This is a genomic window from Stenotrophomonas sp. P2112, from assembly GCF_041897515.1.
Taxonomy (GTDB): Bacteria; Pseudomonadota; Gammaproteobacteria; order Xanthomonadales; family Xanthomonadaceae; genus Stenotrophomonas; species Stenotrophomonas sepilia.
The window spans coordinates 2,332,908-2,350,226 of sequence record NZ_CP169216.1; the positions used below are offsets into that span (position 1 = coordinate 2,332,908).

Sequence of the window (17,319 nt, forward strand, 5' to 3'; positions counted from 1 at the left end):
AGGGAGAAACACAATGGACATCAATCCGAACCTGCCGGCGTTCGACGCCGGTGCCACGCTCAGCTCGCTGATCAGCCTGTCGGTGGCGTTCGTGCTGGGCACGGTCATCGGCCTGGAACGCCAGCTGCGGCAACGCACCGCGGGCCTGCGTACCAACACGCTGGTGGCGGTGGGAGCGGCGGTGTTCGTCGATCTGGCCGTGCGCTTCCATGACCTGTACGGCGGTCCACCGTCACCGCTGCATGTGGTGGCCTATGTGATCTCCGGCGTCGGCTTCCTTGGTGCCGGCGCGATCATGAAGGACGGCGCGCAAGTGTCCGGCCTGAACACCGCCGCCACCCTGTGGGGATCGGCGGCGGTGGGAGCATGTGCCGGTATCAAGCTGCTGCCCGAAGCAGTGCTTGCCGCGGTGTTCGTGCTGGCCGCCAACACCCTGCTGCGGCCGGTGGTGAACCGCATCCAGCGGCAGCCGCTGCCGGAAGCGTTCAGCGAGGCAACCTATGCGATCAACGTGGTCTGCCAGCGCGAGCAGCAGGCCGAGGTACTGGACCAGCTGTTGCTGCTGCTTGAGCAGGCGCAGTACCCGGTGCGCGCGGTGAACCAGCGCCCGTTCGGCGAGCGCGACGTGGAAATCGAAGCGGTGCTGTATGCCACCACGGTGGATGCCGGCGAACTGGATGCGGTACTGGCGACGCTGGCGACCACGCCCGGCGTGCTGCAGGGGTTCTGGAACGCCAGCCTGGAGGAGTAGTGCCGGCGGCTGGCCGGCAACCTGATGATCTCCGGAAGCACCCTGCAGATGCCGGCCAGCGGCCGGCACTACCAGGCATCGCTTTGACCGGTGCCGACCAAGGCCGGTATCCACCGATGGCGGCTTTGCTATCCTTTCACCCCACGCCAGGGAGCTTCCCCGATGCCATCGCTGTCGCCCCGCCGCCCACTGGTGCTGCTGGCCCTGATCGTCGTGATGGCGGCGATCTTCCTGATCGACACCGTCACCGATTACGCAGTTGCCGCTGCCTGCTTCTACGCGGCGGTCATCCTGGCCGCATCGCGCGTGCTGGGCGCACGCGGGTTGATCACCCTGGCCATTACCTGCATCGCGCTGACCGGGCTGAGCTTCTTCCTGACCCGCTTCGGCACCTATCGCATCGGCCTGGTCAATTCGGTCATTGGCATGCTGGTGATCGGCATCACCACCTACCTTGCCCTGAACATGGAAGCGGCCAAGGCCGCCGTGCAGGAAGCACAGGGCCGCCTGCTGCGCGTGGCGCGCGCCTCCACCGTGGGCGAGCTCACCACCTCCATCGCGCATGAAGTGAACCAGCCGCTGGCGGCCATCGCCAGCAGCGCCGAAGCCTGCCAGCGTTGGCTCGCGCAGGACCCACCGAACGTGGACAAGGCCCGGCAGACCGTGGCCCGCATCCTGGCCGATGCACATCGTGCCGGTGACGTGATCGCCCGCATCCGCGGCCTGACCCAGGGCGCGGCACCGCAGCGACGCGCCTTCGATCTGAACGAGGCGGTGGCGGAAATGCTGGCGCTGTCGCGCAGCGAGCTGGACCGGCATGGCGTGGCCGTGGCGCTGCTGCTGGACGCCGAACTGCCACCGGTGCAGGCCGACCGCGTGCAGGTGCAGCAGGTGATCGGCAACCTGATCCTCAATGCGGTGGACGCGATGGAGACCGTGCCCACCGCCGACCGGCGCTTGTCCCTGCTGACCCGGCGCGACGGCCAGCGGGTCAGCCTCAGCGTCCGTGATCGCGGTGTCGGCCTGCCCGCCGACCATCCCGAACGCGTCTTCGATGCCTTCTGGACCACCAAGTCGCACGGTCTGGGGCTGGGTCTCAGCCTGAGCCGCTCGATGATCGAAGCCAACGACGGCCAGATCCGTGCCGAACGACCGGCAGGCGGCGGTGCCTGCTTTGTGTTCGACCTGCCCATTGCCACGGACGCCCACCATGCGTAAGCCCACTGCCGCCAACCCCGATCCGGCACCCATCGTCTATGTGGTCGACGACGATCCGTCGGTGCGCGCGGCACTGGAAGACCTGCTGGCCTCGATGGGCCTGCAGGTGCGGGCCTTCGCCTCCACCCAGGCCTTCCTCGAACACGCGCTGGAAGACGCACCGGCATGTCTCGTGCTGGACGTGCGCATGCCCGGCCAGAGCGGTCTTGAATTCCATCGCACGATGGGCAGCCACGGCCTGCAGCTGCCGGTGGTGTTCATCACCGGCCACGGCGACATCGCGATGGGCGTCAACGCGATCAAGGACGGCGCCATCGAATTCCTCACCAAGCCCTTCCGTGATCAGGAACTGCTCGATGCCATCCACAAGGGCATCGAGATCGACCGCCAGCGCCGCCGCGAGGGCGAGGCACTCGGCGCGCTGCAGCTGCGCTGGGACACCCTCAATGCCGGCGAGCGCGAGGTGGTCGATGGCGTGGTGCGCGGCCGCCTCAACAAGCAGATCGCCGGTGACCTGGGCGTCAGCGAGATCACGGTGAAGGTGCGCCGTGCGCAGGTGATGCGCAAGATGGGCGCACGCACCCTGGTTGACCTGGTGCGCATGTACGACCGCCTGCAGGCGGGTACGCCATGAACGTCCACGTCGCGCTGCTGCGCGCGGTCAACGTCGGCGGCACCGGCAAGCTGCCGATGCGCGAACTGGTGGCGATGTGCGAGGACGCAGGCTTCGCCGATGTCCGCACCTACATCGCCAGCGGCAATGTGGTGTTCCGCAGCGGGCTTGATGAATCCACCGTACGGGAGGCCCTCGCCCAACGGCTGCAGGCGTACGCCGGCAAGCCGGTGGGCGTGCTGGTGCGCTCGGCCAACGAGATCGTAGGCGTGGTGGCACGCAACCCGTTTGCGCAGGCCGCCGGCAACCGTGTGGTCGCGCTGTTCCTCGACGGCAGCCTGCCTGCCGATCCGCTGGACGGCGTGACCGGCCGGCGCGATGAACAGCTCGCACTCGGCACGCGCGAGATCTTCATCCACTACGGTGCCGGCATGGCCGACTCGCGCTTGCGTATTCCCGGTTCGGCACAGGGCACGGCACGCAATCTCAACACCGTCGCCCGGCTCGCGGCGATGGCAGCGGAACTGCGCTAGCGCTCTTCCGGCAGGCTGTACAGGAGCCGGTAGTCATGGCGACCCTCGCTGATGGTGATCTCCAGCGTGCCGACCAGGCCCAGCAAGCCGTCACTGCCGGAATCAGGCACCACCACCACGCTCAGCTGTGGCGTGCCACGGGTCATCAACCCATTGTGCTGCAGGGTGAACGCGCCGTGGCGCCCGGCCAGCGTGGCCGTCACCCGCTCCATCCCCACGTAGCCGGCCGAGCCCTGCACCGGTGTGCGGAAGGCCAGCATCTGGCCGACGCTGCTGCCGTGCAGGTCGCCGGCAAAGGTCTTGTTGATCGACATCACCGCGATCGGGCCGTCATTGCCACCGATCGCTCGCAGATCCACTTCAAACGTACCGTGTGCTTCACCCTGCATCCTGCTCTCCCCTCTGGTCGCTTGAACGCTGCTACTTCTTCGTGGCCAGCACGATCACCCCGGTCAGCACCAGGCCGATGCCGCTCCACTCCCGCAGGCTGGGCCGCTCGCCCAGCAGAAGATAGGCCAGCACGATCACCAGTACCACGCTGAACTTGTCCACCACCGCCACCTTGGCCAGCTCACCGCTCTGCAATGCGCGGAAGTAGAACAGCCACGACGCTCCGGTGGCCAGCGCCGACAGCACCAGGAACAGCCGGGTGCGCCCCGGCAGCAGCAACGGGTTGGACCATTTGCCGGTGACCACCACCAGCGGCAGGACTACCGCTGCCACCACCAGGGTGCGCATGGCCATGGCCAGGTCCGAGTCGACGCCCTTGACGCCGACTTTGGCGAACAGCGCGGTCATCGCCGCGAAGGCGGCAGACAGTCCAGCCCATATCAACCACTGCGGTACGTTCTGCACGAAGCCCTCGCTTGCCGGAACGGATGAGCGTGCGCCAACGCTACTCCACCCTGCCATCGGTGGGGCTTCACCTGCCCATCACCACCGCTACAATGGGTGAGGAATCGCCAGGGGGGCGATCTGCAGGGAATGCGCCATGCGTGAACAGGACACCACCCTCGCCCTTGCCGGGCCGTCGTCCCTTGACCGGGCCCGCCTGCCGTGCACCGCACGGCTGCTGCTTCCCCTCCCCTTCGTTTCGCAGCAACCTGCCCGTTCCGCATGGCAGGTTCCTCATCGCTTGCCCTGACCGGAGCCGTCGAAATGCCCGAGAACACCCTCCTTGCCACGCCGGCCGTCACCGCGCCGATCAAGTACCTCGACCGCGCCATGGCCACGCTGCGCAGCCTGGGCCTGGCCGCCCCCCAGGACAACAACGCACCGGCCATCGCGCTGGTCTCGCAGCTGTCCACCCTCGACCAGGGCCGCGTGGTGGCCATTGCCCGCGTGCTGCAGCAGTCCGGCCATTTCAATGCCGTGATGCGTGATGAAATCAGCTCGGCCAAGGTGTCCGACCGCTATACCGAGATCATCCGCGCCTTCGACAGCATCCGTGATGACGCCAGCACCATGGTCGAGCAGGTGCGTGACGGCAAGATCGACATGGGCGAGCGCCTGCAGAACCTGTGGATGAAGGTCACCCGCGGCGACATTCCGAGTCGGTTCGAGAAGATCCGCCGTACGTTCCTGGACGTCAGCCGCGATTCGGCCGAGCAGCTGCAGCGTGAGTCGCGAGTGCTGGAGATGTACGGCGACTTCCGCCTGTCGATCAAGGATGCCGAGATCCAGGCCCATGAGCTGTTGAAGCTGCAGGAGCAGGCGCTGGCCGATGCGCGCGAGGCGCTGAAGCAGGCGCAGCAGCGCGTGGAATCGGCCGACCCGTCCGCCGATGCCGCCGACACCGGCCGCCTGGTCATGGCCCGCGACGAGGCCCTGCGCAACAACCAGGCCGAGGAGTCGCGCTACCAGCTGGCCAAGGACCTGGCCGAGAACCTGCAGGTGAACTACGCCACCTCCGAGGCGATCATGCTGCGCGTGGACCAGTCGCATGAGGTCAAGCGCCGCGTCAACGAGCGCTCGGTGGTGTTCTTCTCCACCAATGAGACCAGCTTCACCGCCTTGAACCTGGCATTCACCACGCAGATGGGCCTGCATGAGTCCACGCAGGCGCTCAATGCGATGACCGAGGGCACCTCAAAGGGCCTGGAAGCGGTGGCCAACATTGGCGACGACGTGCTGCACGAGGGCCTGAAGGCCGGCTACGGCGCCACCATCGGCGTCGATTCGGTGCGCAAGCTGGTCGATGCGGTGGTGCGCTTCCAGGAGACCTCGCTGCAGGAGATCGAGCAGCTGCGTGGACAGGCCACGCGCGATTCGGCGGAGATCGCCGAGTATGTCGAACAGGGCAAGCAGCGTTTCGCTGCCCTGCTGCAGGCACCGCCGAGCCCGGAGTCGCGCTGAGGTGAGTGCGACGATGGCCCCTGCCGAGCTGCAGGATGCGCTGCTGACCATGGATGTGGTCGACCAGCTGCGTTACCGCAATGCCGAAATGAAGGCGCTGGCCGACAGCGGCCATGACAAGGCGACGCTGAAGCAGCGCCTGCTTGAGTTGTACCGCTCGCAGGGCATCGAGGTCTCCGACGAGATCCTCGAGGCCGGCATCCAGGCCCAGCGTGAGCAGCGCTACCTCTACACCGCGCCGCGAGGCTGGAAGGCCTGGCTGGCGCGGCGCTGGATCGACCGCAGCCGGCTGCTGAAATGGGCGCTGATGGTAGCCTTGGTGCTGCTGATGCTCGGTGTCCTGCTGGTGATGGCGCGCAGCTTCGGCGCGTTCGTGCACGAGAGCAACGTGCAGAAGAACGTGCAGCTGCTGAACGACAAGGTGGCCGCGCAGCAACAGGAGGCTGCCGCAGCGCGCGCCCTGCTGGCCTCACAGGAACAGGCCCTGCAGGGACTGCTGCCACGTGCCACCGCCAGCGGCGAGCGCCTGCAGCCGCTGACCGAAGGTGCACAGACCGCGCTGGCCGAAGCACAGCGGCGCTTTGCCGACGTTCCCGCCGCGATGGCAACGCTGCCGACCCTTGTGCGCAAAGACAAGCTCACCCGGCTCAGCAGCGGTGGCAGCGCCACCGGCGAGCAGGCGGCCGCGCAGGTGGAACAGCACCGACTGGCAGCGGCGCAACTGCTGGCGCAGGCCAAGGACACCCTGCCTCCGCTGACCGAGCGGGTGAACACCCTCGGCCAGGCGATCGAGGCCAGCGAGCTGCTGGATACCACCAACGCCGCTGCAAAGGCAGCACGCCTCGCGCCGGATGCCGAGCAGGTGCGCGCACGCGCCTACACCGGCGGCGACGTGGCACTGCGCGCGGGCGACATCGCCGCAGCCGGGCAGGCGGTAGCGACCCTGAAGGACCTGATCGGCAGCGCCGACAAACTGGCCGCGCTCAGCGAGCGCCTGGCCCAGCTCAAGGCCGATGGCCTCTCCACCGGCGTCACCGGCGAAGACCGCAAGCGCTTCGAGCGTGCGCTGGAGCAGGCCGCCCACCTGATCCGGGTCGAGACGCTGGCCGAAGCCGGGCCGGCCCTGGACGAGGCCAGCCAGCTGGTGGCGCTGCTGTCGCAGACCCTGGTCTACCGCATCGTCAACCGCGACGATGAACGCACCGGCGTCTGGCGCTACAACGAAAAGGCCAACGGTGGCCGCAATTACTACCTGGTGACCGAAGCACTGGACGAGGCCGGCAAGGCCACCGAACTGCTGATCCGCAACGAGGAAACCGGCAAGGACGAATGGACCTCGCTGTTCGCCGTGCGCGTGCCCGAGGCCACCTACAACCGCGTTGCCGCCGACAAGCAGGACAACGGCATCATCGAAGACGACCAGATCGGCAGCAAGCCGCGCGGCAGCCTGTCGCCGCGGTTCCGCATGCCCACCACCGGCGGCTACATCACCGAATGGTGATGGGTAAGGAACTGACATGAGAGATCTGAACGAGGCCATTGCTGATGTCGAAGCCGATATCGGCCAGGTGCAGGCACAACTGGCCGCGCGTGGCGACCAGTGCCGGGAACTGATCAAGGAACAGGAAGCGCTGCACGGCGGGGTCCGCGACGACTTCAACACCTTGGCCCGCCTGCAGGCCGAGGCCGCTACCGATGCGCCGCCGATGCTGGCCCGGGACCTGCTGCAGCAGTCCAGCGCCGATCTGCAGCGCCGTGACCGCAAAGCGGCGGTGCTGGCCGACGAACTGCAGGCGCTGCTGGACATCGAGCAGTCGCTGCAGCAGCGGTCGCAGGAGGCCGTTACCGCGCGCGACGCCGCCGGTGGACGCTGGCAGGCCCTGCAGGATCAGGTGGACACCGCGCTGCAAGCGGAACCCACCTACAGGGCCCTGCAGGACGATCTGCAGCTGGCCGTGGCGCGCGCTGACACGGTGGAGCGGATGGCCGCCTCCGCGCAGTCGGAGCGTGACGCCAAGGCCGGCGCCTACCAGGCCGACCCGATCTTCATGTACCTGCATCGACGCGGCTTCGGCAGCACGGCCTATCGCGGTTGGCCGCTGGTGCGCACCGTCGATGGCTGGTTGGCCGAGCTGTGCGGCTTCGACCGTGCCCGCCGCGAGTACGCCACGCTGGTGGAGCTTCCGCCCTATCTGCAGGAACATGCCGGACAGGCCCGTGCCGACATCGAGGCGGCCCGCCAGCCGGTACAGCAGGCCCGCGACGCCGCTCTCGCCCATGCCGGTGGCGACCCGCTGCGCCAGCAACTGCAGGCGGCACAGAGCGCAGTGGCGCAGGCACTGTTGGCCGAGCAGCTGCATCGGCAGACCGTGGATGCCAAGCAGGCACAGATCGATGGCTTCCGCAGCTGGACCGATGCCGAAGGCGGCGCCCTGCTCACCGCGCTGGCGCGCACGCTGTCTGCCAAGAGCATGGACGACCTGTACCGCCGCGTCGCCGCCACCGCCTCCGGCGAGGACGATGCCGTGCTCGAACGCATCCATGGCAGTCGCCTGCGCCTGGGCGAGATCGACGGCATGGTGGCTGAGCACACCCGTGAAATGGCCGTGCTGAAGAAGCGCCTGGACAGCCTGCAGGCTGCGCGCAGGAGCTACCAGGCAGCAGCAGACATCGAACGCCAGGCCTACGAGGCGCCGAGCTACCGGTCCGCCGCGCCGGCCACCGTCGCCGCATCCTTCTTCAGCACCACCCGCGGCCAAAGCACCACCCGCTCCTCTGGCAGCCTGTTCGACCTGCTTTCGGGCGGTTCCAGCAGTTCCAGCTCGAGGTCAAGCTCGCGTTCGAGTTCCAGCTCAAGCTCCAGTTCCGGTTCCAGTTCCAGCGGCAGCAGCTTCCACAGCGGCGGCGGTATCAGCGGCGGCGGTGGCTTCAAGACCGGCGGCGGGTTCTAGCCCGGCAACGACCGGGTGCGCCGCTTCAGCCGCGCATCCAGCACGCCCACGCCCAGCAGCACCAGGCTGGTCAGCCATCCGGCGGCCAGCAGGTGCGTCCATGGCAACACCAGGCACAGCACCAGCAGCGCGGCAGCGCCCAGCAGATGCGAGCGCGGCGCGTGCCCATAGACCACGCGCTTGTACAGGGCACTGCCCAGCAGATAGATCAGCGGGCCTGCCACCATCACGGTCACGTAAACCGGGGTGACGGCCACCCCCGGATGGTCCATGACCAGATCATTGCCCACCGCCGTGGCGATGATGCCGGCGATCAGCAATGCATGCACGTAGTGGAAGTTGGCGCCCATCCGCCCGGGGTCTTCGGCGTGGGTGATGGCCTCTGTGGCATCGCGGCTGGAGATGCCGAAGTACAGCCACCACATGGCAATCGTGCCGGCGAAGGTGGCCAACACCGCTGAAACCACTTCCAGGCTCCAATGCTCGACGTCGCTGAGCACGCCCCCGGTTGCCAGCAACGTCTCGCCCAGTGCGACGATGACGAACAGCTGGCAGCGTTCGGCCAGGTGTCCGCCCTCGATGGTCCAGTCGCGGGTGTGCGAACGGCCCATGCCCGGGAACGCGAAGCCGAACATCGGCGAGATGTATTCGCAGGCCACCGCCACCGCCCACAATGCCAGGCGGAGGTTGCCCTCGGCCGCCGCGCCGGCCAGCCAGAAGCAGGCCGACACGCTGACCCAGGCCAGCATGCGGCGGAAGTTCGGTGCCAACGGATGGCTCCGGCCGACCTCCAGCAGCACGAACGCGGTGCGTCCGACCTGCATCGTGGCGTACGCCCCGGCGAAGATCCACGCACGATCGGCAAACGCCTCGGGAATGGACGAGGACATCAACAACGCCAGCAGCATGGTGGCGAACAGCAGGCCGCGGATGCGCGGCACCTCCGGGTCGAACCAGTTGCTGACCCAGCACGCGTACTGCCAGCCGAGCCAGACCGCGAACCACAGCACCAGCGTCTGCAGTACACCGGCCAGGTCCAGGTGGTGCAGCAGATGGTGGCTGAGCTGGGTGACCGCGAATACGTAGACCAGATCGAAGAACAGTTCTTCGTAGGTCACGCGGGCATGGTGGCCGTCGCGGTGGCGCAGCGCGGGCAAGCGCAGTCGGGTACGCATGGAACTCCTTCAGCGCGCCAGGCGCCAGTACAGGAAACCGGCCAGCAACGCCGGCGCGGCAAACACCAGCAACAGGATCGGCAACTCCTCGCGTACCGCGTAACCGGCCTTGCTGACCCCCACCCACATGTTGGCAACGGCCACCAGCAGCCAGGTAGCGATGAAGGCGATCAGTGCCGTGGGCAGCTGCGAGGTGCCCACGCTCCAGAGACGGCCAAACAGCAGGAACACGCCCAGCAGGAGCACGCCGCCGAGCATCACCATGAGCACATGCATGGTCCACCTCCTTAAGCCCGGGAACAGGCTAGCCCCGGCCGATTGTGCGCAACAGCCCGTGGAGATGGATTCACAGTCCAGAGCAAGCGAACAATCCCGGCATCGGCTGCGGCGAACCTTATGGCAGCCATGAGTTATTCGCGAAACGGGCCGTCCAGGGTACGTGCTAGCTTCATCCGACCCTATCCAGACCCCTCTCCGCCATGCGCCGTTGCCTGACGACCCTTGCCCTGACTGCCACACTTGCCTTCGATGTCACTGCCGCCGACACACCGCTGCCACAGCTGCAGGCCTACACCGTAGACCCATCCTGGCTGCAGCCGATGGCGCCGCTGCAGATCGCCGACCATACCTGGCAGATCGGCACTGAGGACCTGACCGCGCTACTGGTGCAGACCGCCGACGGCGCGGTGCTGCTCGACGGCGGCATGCCGCAGATGGCCAGCCACCTCATCAGCAACATGAAGGTGCGCGACGTGGCGCCGCAGGACCTGCGCTTGATCCTGCTCAGCCATGCGCATGCCGACCAAGCGGGCCCGGTGGCAGAACTGAAGCGCCGTACCGGTGCGATGGTGGTAGCCAACGCCGAATCAGCGGTGCTGCTGGCGCGCGGCGGCAGCAACGACCTGCACTTTGGCGACAGCATCACCTTTCCGCCGGCCAGCACCGACCGCATCATCATGGATGGCGAAGTGGTCACGGTGGGTGGCATCGCGTTCACTGCACACTTCATGCCGGGGCACACCCCGGGCAGCACCGCCTGGACCTGGACCGATACCCGCGATGGCAAGCCGGTGCGCATCGCCTACGCCGACAGCCTGAGTGCGCCGGGCTACCAGCTGCAGGGCAACGCCCGCTATCCCCACCTGGTCGAGGACTACCGGCGCAGCTTCGCTACGGTGCGCGGCCTGCCCTGCGACCTGTTGCTGACCCCGCATCCGGGCGCCAGCAACTGGAACTATGCCGCTGGCAGCAAGGCCAGCGACAAGGCACTGAACTGCAAGGCCTACGCGGATGCGGCCGAGAAGAAGTTCGACGCGCAGTTGGCCAAGGAAACGGCCGCAGCACGCTGATCCCGTAGAGCCGAGCCCATGCTCGGCTTGCCGGCCAAACACAGCCGAGCGTGGGCTCGGCTCTACACAGGATGCGTCGAAGAGTGCCGGTCAGAACGACCGGCACCCGCCGTCCATCAGCCACCCTGTCCGTGCTGGGCGAACGGCTCGGTGCTGCCGTCGGTGCGCACCAGCTCGACGGTGTACGGCTGCACGTAGCCATCCGGCATTTCCATGCCCGGCGAACCGGCCGGCATGCCGGGCAGCACCAGCCCGCGCGCGGCCGGGCGTTCGGCCAGCAGGCGCTTGATGTCCTCGGCCGGAACGTGGCCCTCGACCACATACCCGCCGATCTCGGCGGTATGGCAGGACGCCTTGCCGACCGGCACGCCCAGGCGAACCTTGATCGGGTTCATGTCGTCGGTGTCATGCACCTCCACCTGGAAGCCGGCGGCCTTCAGGTGGTCGACCCAGATGCCACAGCAGCCGCAGCTGGCGGTCTTGTGCACGATGGCCACCGGCAAGGCCGGATCGACCTTGGCCGGGCTGGCCTGGATCGGTGCCACCGGTGCTGCGCTGGCGATCGGTGCGGCGGCGGATTCTTCGGCGGCACGTGCACAGGCGGTCGTGGCCAACACGGTACCCAGCAGCAGGCCGAGGGAGAGAGTACGGTTCATTGCGTGATTCCTTTGCAGAGGCGGGCAACGCGGCCCGTCGCCCGCGCATCGAAGGCACAGGCAGAGTCGAGAAAAGTCGAGCAACTACGGCAGGCGCTTGAGGCCTGCAGGGAATCACGCGATAGGGGGCCGCAACGGGTCCGGCATCGGCGGCGGTGCGCGTTGCCGGGTACTGGCGGCTACCGGCGCCTCGCGCCACGGCGAGGCGGGCATACCGCTCGACATGGCCAGCATGCCAAGGCAGGCCGGCGGGCATTCACACTCACCACTCTGGCAGGCCGCCGGGGCCGCATCATCGCAGCAGCCGGCTGCCGCCATCGCGGCCGAGTGCGGTGCAGCGCAGTGATCCTGGTTGGCCGACCCGCTGTACGAAGATGAGGCAAGCGCGAGCGCCGGTGCATTCAGCACCAGGGCGACAAGCAGCATCCATCGCAGCAGCAGGCCAGGCAGGTTCACCTGCCGATGATAGCCGATGCGCGTGTCACGCAGTCGCCGCCGCCATTGCACTCATCCGCACCGGAATCGACTTGGCAGCGGGCGTGCCGCTGATGCGGTCGTAGTAGTCCAGTGGCAACAACGGGTTCAGTTCCGGGTAGTACCCGGCCAGCGCGCCGCGCGGCATCGGGTAGTCCAGTACGGTCAGGCCCTCGACGCGCCGCTGCACGCCATCGCGGCTGATCGTCTCCAGGCTGACCAGCGCCTCCTTCTCCAGACCGCGCGCCAGCCGGTCCTCGATGTTCATGAACAGCACCATGCGATCGTTGTACACGCCGCGATAGCGATCGTTGTAGCTGTAGATGGTGGTGTTGTACTGATCATGCGAGCGCACGGTGGCCAACCGCAACATGTCCGGATCGTGCACCGGATCGTCCACGTCCAGGCCGGGCATCACCAGGATGTTGGCCTTGCCATTGGGCGTGGGCCACACGCGGCGGCGCGGCGGAATGTCCAGATGGAAACCGTGCGGCTGCTGGATGCGCGCGTTGAAGCCGGTGTAGATCTCCGGGTACACGGCAGCGATCAGTTCGCGAATAGGTGCATAGTCGTGCATGCAGCGGGCCCAGTCGACCTTGCTGTGCGGCAGCGCAGCCATCGCCATGCGGCAGACGATCTCGACCTCGGGCAGCACCTCCGTGCTGACCGGTTCGAGCACGCCGCGCGAGGCGGTCACGTTCGACATCGCGTCTTCGATGGTGACGAACTGCTCGCCGGCCGGCGTGACGATGCGCTCCGAGCGCGCCACTACCGGCAGGATCAGCGCATCGCGGCCATGAACCAGATGACCTCGATTGAGCTTGGTGGCGATGCCCACGGTCAGGTCCAGCCCACGCATCGCTTCATACGCGCGAGGCGTATCGGGCACCGCATGGATGAAGTTGCCCCCCAGGCCGATGAACACCTTGGCGCTGCCGTCCAGCATCGCCTCGATGGACTCGACCACATGGTGGCCATGCTCACGCGGCGGATCGAAGCCGAACACCTGCTGCACGCGGTCCAGGTAGGCCGGCTTGGGCTTCTCGTCGATGCCGACGGTGCGGTCGCCCTGCACATTGGAATGACCACGGATCGGCCCTATGCCAGCACCGGGCTTGCCGAAGTTGCCACGCAGCATCAGCAGGTTGGCGACCTGCTGCAGCAGGCGCGAGCCGTACTGATGCTGGGTCAGGCCCATGCCGTAGCAGATCACGGTGGCCTTGGAGCGGATGTAGATCTCCGCACAGCGGTGTATCTGCGCCTGCGAGATGCCGGATACCTGCACGATCTGGTCCCAGTCCTGCGCCAACACATCCTCGCGCAGCGCCTCCAGGCCCACTGTGTGTTCTGACAGGAAATCATGGTCGAGCACGCGCTCGCCCTGCGCCTCGCGCTCGAACATCACCTTCATCATGCCCTTGATCAGGGCCAGGTCGCCGCCGATGCGGATGTGCACGAACTCGCTGGTGATCTCGGTCGAACCGAACGTGGCCATCTGCACCACGTCCTGCGGCTCGGCAAAGCGGATCAGCGCGCGCTCGGGCATCGGATTGACCGCCACAATCGGGATGCCGCGTTTGCGCGCATCGACCAGGTTGCTCATCATCCGCGGTGAATTGGTGCCGGTGTTCTGGCCGATCACGAAGATCGCCTCGGCGTGCTCGAAATCCTGCAGCACGATGGTGCCCTTGCCCACCCCGATGGCCGGCGGCAGCCCGCGGCTGGTCGGCTCGTGGCACATGTTCGAGCAGTCCGGGAAGTTGTTGGTACCAAACTCGCGCACGAAGATCGAATACAGGAACGCCGCTTCGTTGGGCGTGCGCCCGGAGGTGTAGAACTCGGCCTGGTGTGGGCTGTCCAGCGCCTGCAGGTGGCGACCGATCAGTGCAAAGGCATCGTCCCAGCTGCACGGCACGTAGTGGTCGGTGGCTGCGTCGTAGCGCATCGGCTCGGTCAGCCGGCCCTGCATCTCCAACCAGTAGTCGGTCTGCGCCATCAGCTCCGTGACGGTGTGGCGGGCGAACAACTCGCGGCCGGCCCGGAACTCCGTAGCCTCCCAGGCCAGTGCCTTCGCGCCGTTCTCGCAGAACTCCAGCTTCCTGCGTTCGTCGGCATCGGGGAACGCGCAGCTGGGGCACTTGAAGCCACCGGGCTGGTTCATCGCCAGCAGCGCCTTCGACCCCTTGCCGATCACACTCTGCTGCAGCAGCACCTTGGCGGTGGCACCGGCGGCACCCCAGCCGCCGGCAGGCTGGTTGTAGGGCTTGTAACGCGGCGGTTTCTGCTCGGACATGTTCGGGAACCTTACGGAAGGAACGCAGCAACAATCGGCACAACGCGGTCCGGCGGCGCAGTCAATGGCACGACCAGCCGCACAGTCAAGCACGGCCTGCGCGGCTTCGCCAGAGGGTACAGGCGGTTTTCAGCACAACCTGCCATGGCAACGGTTACAGCCGCGTCTGCGCGCGACCACTGCGCTATCCTCGAAACCGCAGGCGGTGGCCCGCCCGCGTTTCTCCCTTGTCCGGACGCGCTGCATGCCTGATTCGATCCCGCCGCACACCCCACCTGCCGGCACCGCCCAACGCCCGCTGCAGCGCTGGCGCAACGAGGGGCAACAGCAGCAGGTCGATGTGGTGGCCGAAGAAGTGCCGGTGGCGCTGCGCTACAACGGCGCCGCCTTTGCGGTGATGATGGCCACACCGTGCGACCTGGAAGACTTCGCGCTCGGCTTCTCGCTCAGCGAAGGCCTGATCGACACCCCCTCGCAGCTGCTGTCGATCGACATCCGCCCGCAGCTGGAAGGCATCGAGTTACAGATGACCGTGGCTGAGGAGGCACCCGGTGCCGACCTGGACCCGTCCAATGGACGCCTGCTGCCCGGTCGTGGTGGCTGTGGCCTGTGCGGCACGCGCCAGCTGGAAGAAGTGCTGCGCCCACTGCCGCAGATCCGCGAGCGACGCAGCTACTCGCCCGCCGCTCTGCAGCGCGCGCTGGCCACGCTGACGCAGCACCAGCCGATGAATGCGGCAAGCGGCTCCACCCACGCCGCGGCCTGGGCCGATGCCAGTGGGCGCATCGGCTGGCTGCGGGAGGATGTCGGACGCCACAATGCACTGGACAAGCTGATCGGTGCGCTGCACCACAACGAACACGCCATCGAAGGCGGCCTGCTGGTGATTTCCAGCCGGGCCAGCTACGAAATGGTCAGCAAGGCGGTGCGCGCCGGTGCCAGCGTACTGGCTGCAGTCTCGGCACCGACCGCGCTGGCGATCGACCTGGCCCGCAGTGCCGGCCTGTGCCTGGTCGGGTTCGCGCGGGAGAGCGGGTTCAATGTGTATACCCATCCGGACCGGTTGCAGGCGGACGACCGGTAATCTCCGCTGCGTAGGGTCGACTATCACTCGTGGCGCGAGGTTTCCGGGCACAAGGACGAGCAGTCGATTAACTGTCGACTCTACCGCAACGGCTTCCGGGCCCCTCGCCCAGCCAAGGCGAAATCATCGTAGTCCGATAGCCAGCAATCGGCGCGCCACGCACCATCGAGGACACTCATCATGGTCCTTTCTGGAGTTCCCATGTCGGCTGCCCGGCAACCACGTTCACTGCTGTCGGTTTCCCTTGATGTTTCCGTGCACCGTACGTTGGCAGGTGCGCCGGCTTCCGGAAGCCGCGGAACCAAGGTAACGGATGCCCTGCCCCCCCCCCACGATCCGTGCAGAAGGTCCGGCGCTCTGGCAGGCAAGGCGTGAAGAGGCCCACCTGTGGATCCTGCCCGTCCCCACCGCGCTACCCGGATCGATGCGATGCGTGACGGGCGAAGCAGGACGCATTGCCGCGGTTGCGCACACCATTCTGGGCCGGCCGAAGGTGGACATCACCGGCAGATGGGAGGGCTCGGGACTGAGCGCGTTGTTCACACTGGCCCGTGCGGTGTCTGAAGCCGAAACCATCCACCACAATCCCGACAACCTGACCCTGAAGAATGTTCTGCCGGCGGACGTCCATGCAGAATGGCAAGCGGCATTGAATGAGTGCGGAATCGATCCAATCGAGCTGGAACGCCTGCGTCCCCACTTCGCGGCCAGAGCGCTGCGCAAGGCCGTCATGGCCAGGCATCAGCTGGAGTCGCCGAAGGCATTCTGCAAGGAGCTGCGCAGGATAGGACGCGCGGGTGGAGCCCGCTACTTCGTGCCGCGCACTGAACTGGCTATCGACATCGCGGCAGCTGACGACTGCGGTAAACCGCATCCTGCACTGGATGACACGACACGGTTTGCGGTGCAGGTCGAACGACTCCGTCGCCTTCACGATACCGCCCGTGTTCAGTCCAAGGCCTGGGCGCAGGGCGATGCCCTTGGCATGTGTGGGCATGACGTGCCTATGGATGTGCACGTGACAGCGACTGGCAGCAACGAGCTGGACACGCTTCGACGCGAGGCCTGGCTCAGCGCAGTGGAAACCGTAACTGCGGGAAGATCAACCACGCTTGCGATGCTCGATATTGCAGATGCGTTCGACGGGAACGGCTACATCAGAGCGCTGCGCGAACGCGGTTTCAGCTTCCAGCCGGCGTAGCCACTGAGCTGCGGGCCTGAGTCCGGGCAGCACTCTGCTGCCCGGAGCAATTGCACTCAGCGCAGCGCGACCTTCGGGAAGTCCACCGGCACGTCGAACGCTACGTTGACGTAGTTGGTGAACAGGTTGAGCGCCACATGCGCGAGGATCTCCACGATCTGCTCATCATCGAAGCCAGCCGCGCGCAGCGCCTGCACGTCGCCGTCGGCGATCTGCGCACGCTGCTCGACCACCTTCAATGCGAAGTCGAGCGCCGCCGCAGTGGCCGGGTCGCTGGACTGGCCGATCTGCGCGGCGGTCATCTGCTCGCTGCTGGCGCCGGCCTTGCGGCCCAATGCCGTGTGCGCGGCCAGGCAGTACTCGCAGGCGTTGCGGTTGGCGATGGCCACGGCGATCTGCTCGCCCAGCAGCGGCGACAGGCGACCGCCGCCCAGCGCGCCGAACGAACCCCACATGCTCTGCAGGGCGGCTGGCGAGTTGGCCACGGCGCGGAACATGGCCGGGGTGGCGCCGAAGGCGGCGTGGACCTGGCCCAGCAGGGCCTGGCGGTCGGCGGTGGCGTTGGCGGCATCGATCAGGGGGACACGGGACATGGTGGATCTCCTTGGGAAAGCGCCCGGGATTGGACGACCCGCTCATCCTAGGTAGACTCGCAGGACGCATCAG

17 protein-coding genes are annotated in these 17,319 nt (G+C 67.1%); 10 read left to right on the forward strand and 7 right to left on the reverse strand.

Features of this window, described 5'->3' with window-relative positions:
• The first annotated feature begins 13 nt into the window (after positions 1-13).
• The 4 genes from ACEPA4_RS10855 to ACEPA4_RS10870 all read left to right on the forward strand — a co-directional run bounded on the left by ACEPA4_RS10855 (position 14) and on the right by ACEPA4_RS10870 (position 3,115).
• On the forward strand, positions 14-751 hold the full coding sequence (locus ACEPA4_RS10855; protein ID WP_262090694.1) for an MgtC/SapB family protein: 738 nt from the start codon (positions 14-16) through the stop codon (positions 749-751).
• Between the two features lie 162 nt (positions 752-913).
• Positions 914-1,969 (forward strand): sensor histidine kinase, encoded by a 1,056-nt coding sequence (locus ACEPA4_RS10860; RefSeq protein WP_262090695.1) that lies wholly within the window; start codon positions 914-916, stop codon positions 1,967-1,969.
• Positions 1,962-2,603 carry a response regulator transcription factor gene (locus ACEPA4_RS10865; protein WP_065186490.1) on the forward strand — a complete coding sequence of 214 codons (642 nt, stop codon included), beginning with the start codon at positions 1,962-1,964 and terminating at the stop codon, positions 2,601-2,603. The genes ACEPA4_RS10860 and ACEPA4_RS10865 overlap by 8 nt, the downstream gene beginning before the upstream one ends.
• On the forward strand, positions 2,600-3,115 hold the full coding sequence (locus ACEPA4_RS10870) for a DUF1697 domain-containing protein (RefSeq protein ID WP_235649203.1): 516 nt from the start codon (positions 2,600-2,602) through the stop codon (positions 3,113-3,115). The genes ACEPA4_RS10865 and ACEPA4_RS10870 overlap by 4 nt, the downstream gene beginning before the upstream one ends.
• On the opposite strand, the gene ACEPA4_RS10875 is transcribed toward ACEPA4_RS10870, so the two are convergent.
• Both ACEPA4_RS10875 and ACEPA4_RS10880 read right to left on the reverse strand, forming a co-directional pair.
• On the reverse strand, positions 3,112-3,504 hold the full coding sequence (locus ACEPA4_RS10875) for a DUF3224 domain-containing protein (protein WP_262090696.1): 393 nt from the start codon (positions 3,502-3,504) through the stop codon (positions 3,112-3,114). The genes ACEPA4_RS10870 and ACEPA4_RS10875 overlap by 4 nt on opposite strands.
• Positions 3,505-3,535: 31 nt before the next feature.
• Positions 3,536-3,970, reverse strand: coding sequence for an EamA family transporter (locus tag ACEPA4_RS10880; RefSeq protein WP_374083048.1), 435 nt, complete (start codon positions 3,968-3,970; stop codon positions 3,536-3,538).
• A 303-nt stretch (positions 3,971-4,273) separates the two neighbouring features.
• Between ACEPA4_RS10880 and ACEPA4_RS10885 the strand changes: the two genes are divergently transcribed.
• The 3 genes from ACEPA4_RS10885 to ACEPA4_RS10895 are packed head-to-tail and all read left to right on the forward strand — an operon-like array spanning position 4,274 to position 8,421.
• Positions 4,274-5,470, forward strand: coding sequence for a cell surface protein (locus ACEPA4_RS10885; RefSeq protein WP_262090698.1), 1,197 nt, complete (start codon positions 4,274-4,276; stop codon positions 5,468-5,470).
• Positions 5,471-5,483: 13 nt separating this feature from the next.
• Complete coding sequence (locus ACEPA4_RS10890; protein ID WP_374082849.1) at positions 5,484-6,971, forward strand: DUF6384 family protein; 1,488 nt, start codon at positions 5,484-5,486, stop codon at positions 6,969-6,971.
• Between the two features lie 16 nt (positions 6,972-6,987).
• The gene (locus ACEPA4_RS10895) at positions 6,988-8,421 is read left to right on the forward strand and encodes a hypothetical protein (RefSeq protein ID WP_262090700.1); all 1,434 of its coding nucleotides are present in this window, start codon (positions 6,988-6,990) and stop codon (positions 8,419-8,421) included.
• On the opposite strand, the gene ACEPA4_RS10900 is transcribed toward ACEPA4_RS10895, so the two are convergent.
• Positions 8,418-9,596, reverse strand: coding sequence for a low temperature requirement protein A (locus ACEPA4_RS10900; protein ID WP_139727163.1), 1,179 nt, complete (start codon positions 9,594-9,596; stop codon positions 8,418-8,420). The genes ACEPA4_RS10895 and ACEPA4_RS10900 overlap by 4 nt on opposite strands.
• A 9-nt stretch (positions 9,597-9,605) precedes the next feature.
• Positions 9,606-9,872: a hypothetical protein gene (locus ACEPA4_RS10905; RefSeq protein WP_005416705.1), complete on the reverse strand. Its 267-nt coding sequence runs from the start codon at positions 9,870-9,872 to the stop codon at positions 9,606-9,608.
• Between the two features lie 203 nt (positions 9,873-10,075).
• Between ACEPA4_RS10905 and blaL1 the strand changes: the two genes are divergently transcribed.
• A complete protein-coding gene (blaL1, locus tag ACEPA4_RS10910) occupies positions 10,076-10,945 on the forward strand; it encodes a L1 family subclass B3 metallo-beta-lactamase (RefSeq protein ID WP_262090702.1) in 870 nt (289 codons plus the stop codon).
• 116 nt (positions 10,946-11,061) lie between these two features.
• Here the strand turns inward: blaL1 and ACEPA4_RS10915 are convergent, their stop codons facing one another.
• Together ACEPA4_RS10915 and ACEPA4_RS10920 are read right to left on the reverse strand one after the other, a co-directional pair.
• Positions 11,062-11,601, reverse strand: coding sequence for a DUF411 domain-containing protein (locus ACEPA4_RS10915; RefSeq protein ID WP_081275831.1), 540 nt, complete (start codon positions 11,599-11,601; stop codon positions 11,062-11,064).
• Between the two features lie 481 nt (positions 11,602-12,082).
• Positions 12,083-14,368 (reverse strand): FdhF/YdeP family oxidoreductase, encoded by a 2,286-nt coding sequence (locus tag ACEPA4_RS10920; protein ID WP_065186494.1) that lies wholly within the window; start codon positions 14,366-14,368, stop codon positions 12,083-12,085.
• 244 nt (positions 14,369-14,612) lie between these two features.
• Between ACEPA4_RS10920 and fdhD the strand changes: the two genes are divergently transcribed.
• Together fdhD and ACEPA4_RS10930 are read left to right on the forward strand one after the other, a co-directional pair.
• Positions 14,613-15,452, forward strand: coding sequence for a formate dehydrogenase accessory sulfurtransferase FdhD (fdhD, locus tag ACEPA4_RS10925; RefSeq protein WP_164092822.1), 840 nt, complete (start codon positions 14,613-14,615; stop codon positions 15,450-15,452).
• A gap of 433 nt (positions 15,453-15,885) precedes the next feature.
• On the forward strand, positions 15,886-16,653 hold the full coding sequence (locus ACEPA4_RS10930; RefSeq protein ID WP_262090704.1) for a TraB/GumN family protein: 768 nt from the start codon (positions 15,886-15,888) through the stop codon (positions 16,651-16,653).
• A gap of 56 nt (positions 16,654-16,709) precedes the next feature.
• Here ACEPA4_RS10930 and ACEPA4_RS10935 read toward each other — a convergent pair whose 3' ends face one another.
• The gene (locus tag ACEPA4_RS10935) at positions 16,710-17,246 is read right to left on the reverse strand and encodes a carboxymuconolactone decarboxylase family protein (protein ID WP_005416712.1); all 537 of its coding nucleotides are present in this window, start codon (positions 17,244-17,246) and stop codon (positions 16,710-16,712) included.
• Between the last annotated feature and the right edge of the window lie 73 nt (positions 17,247-17,319).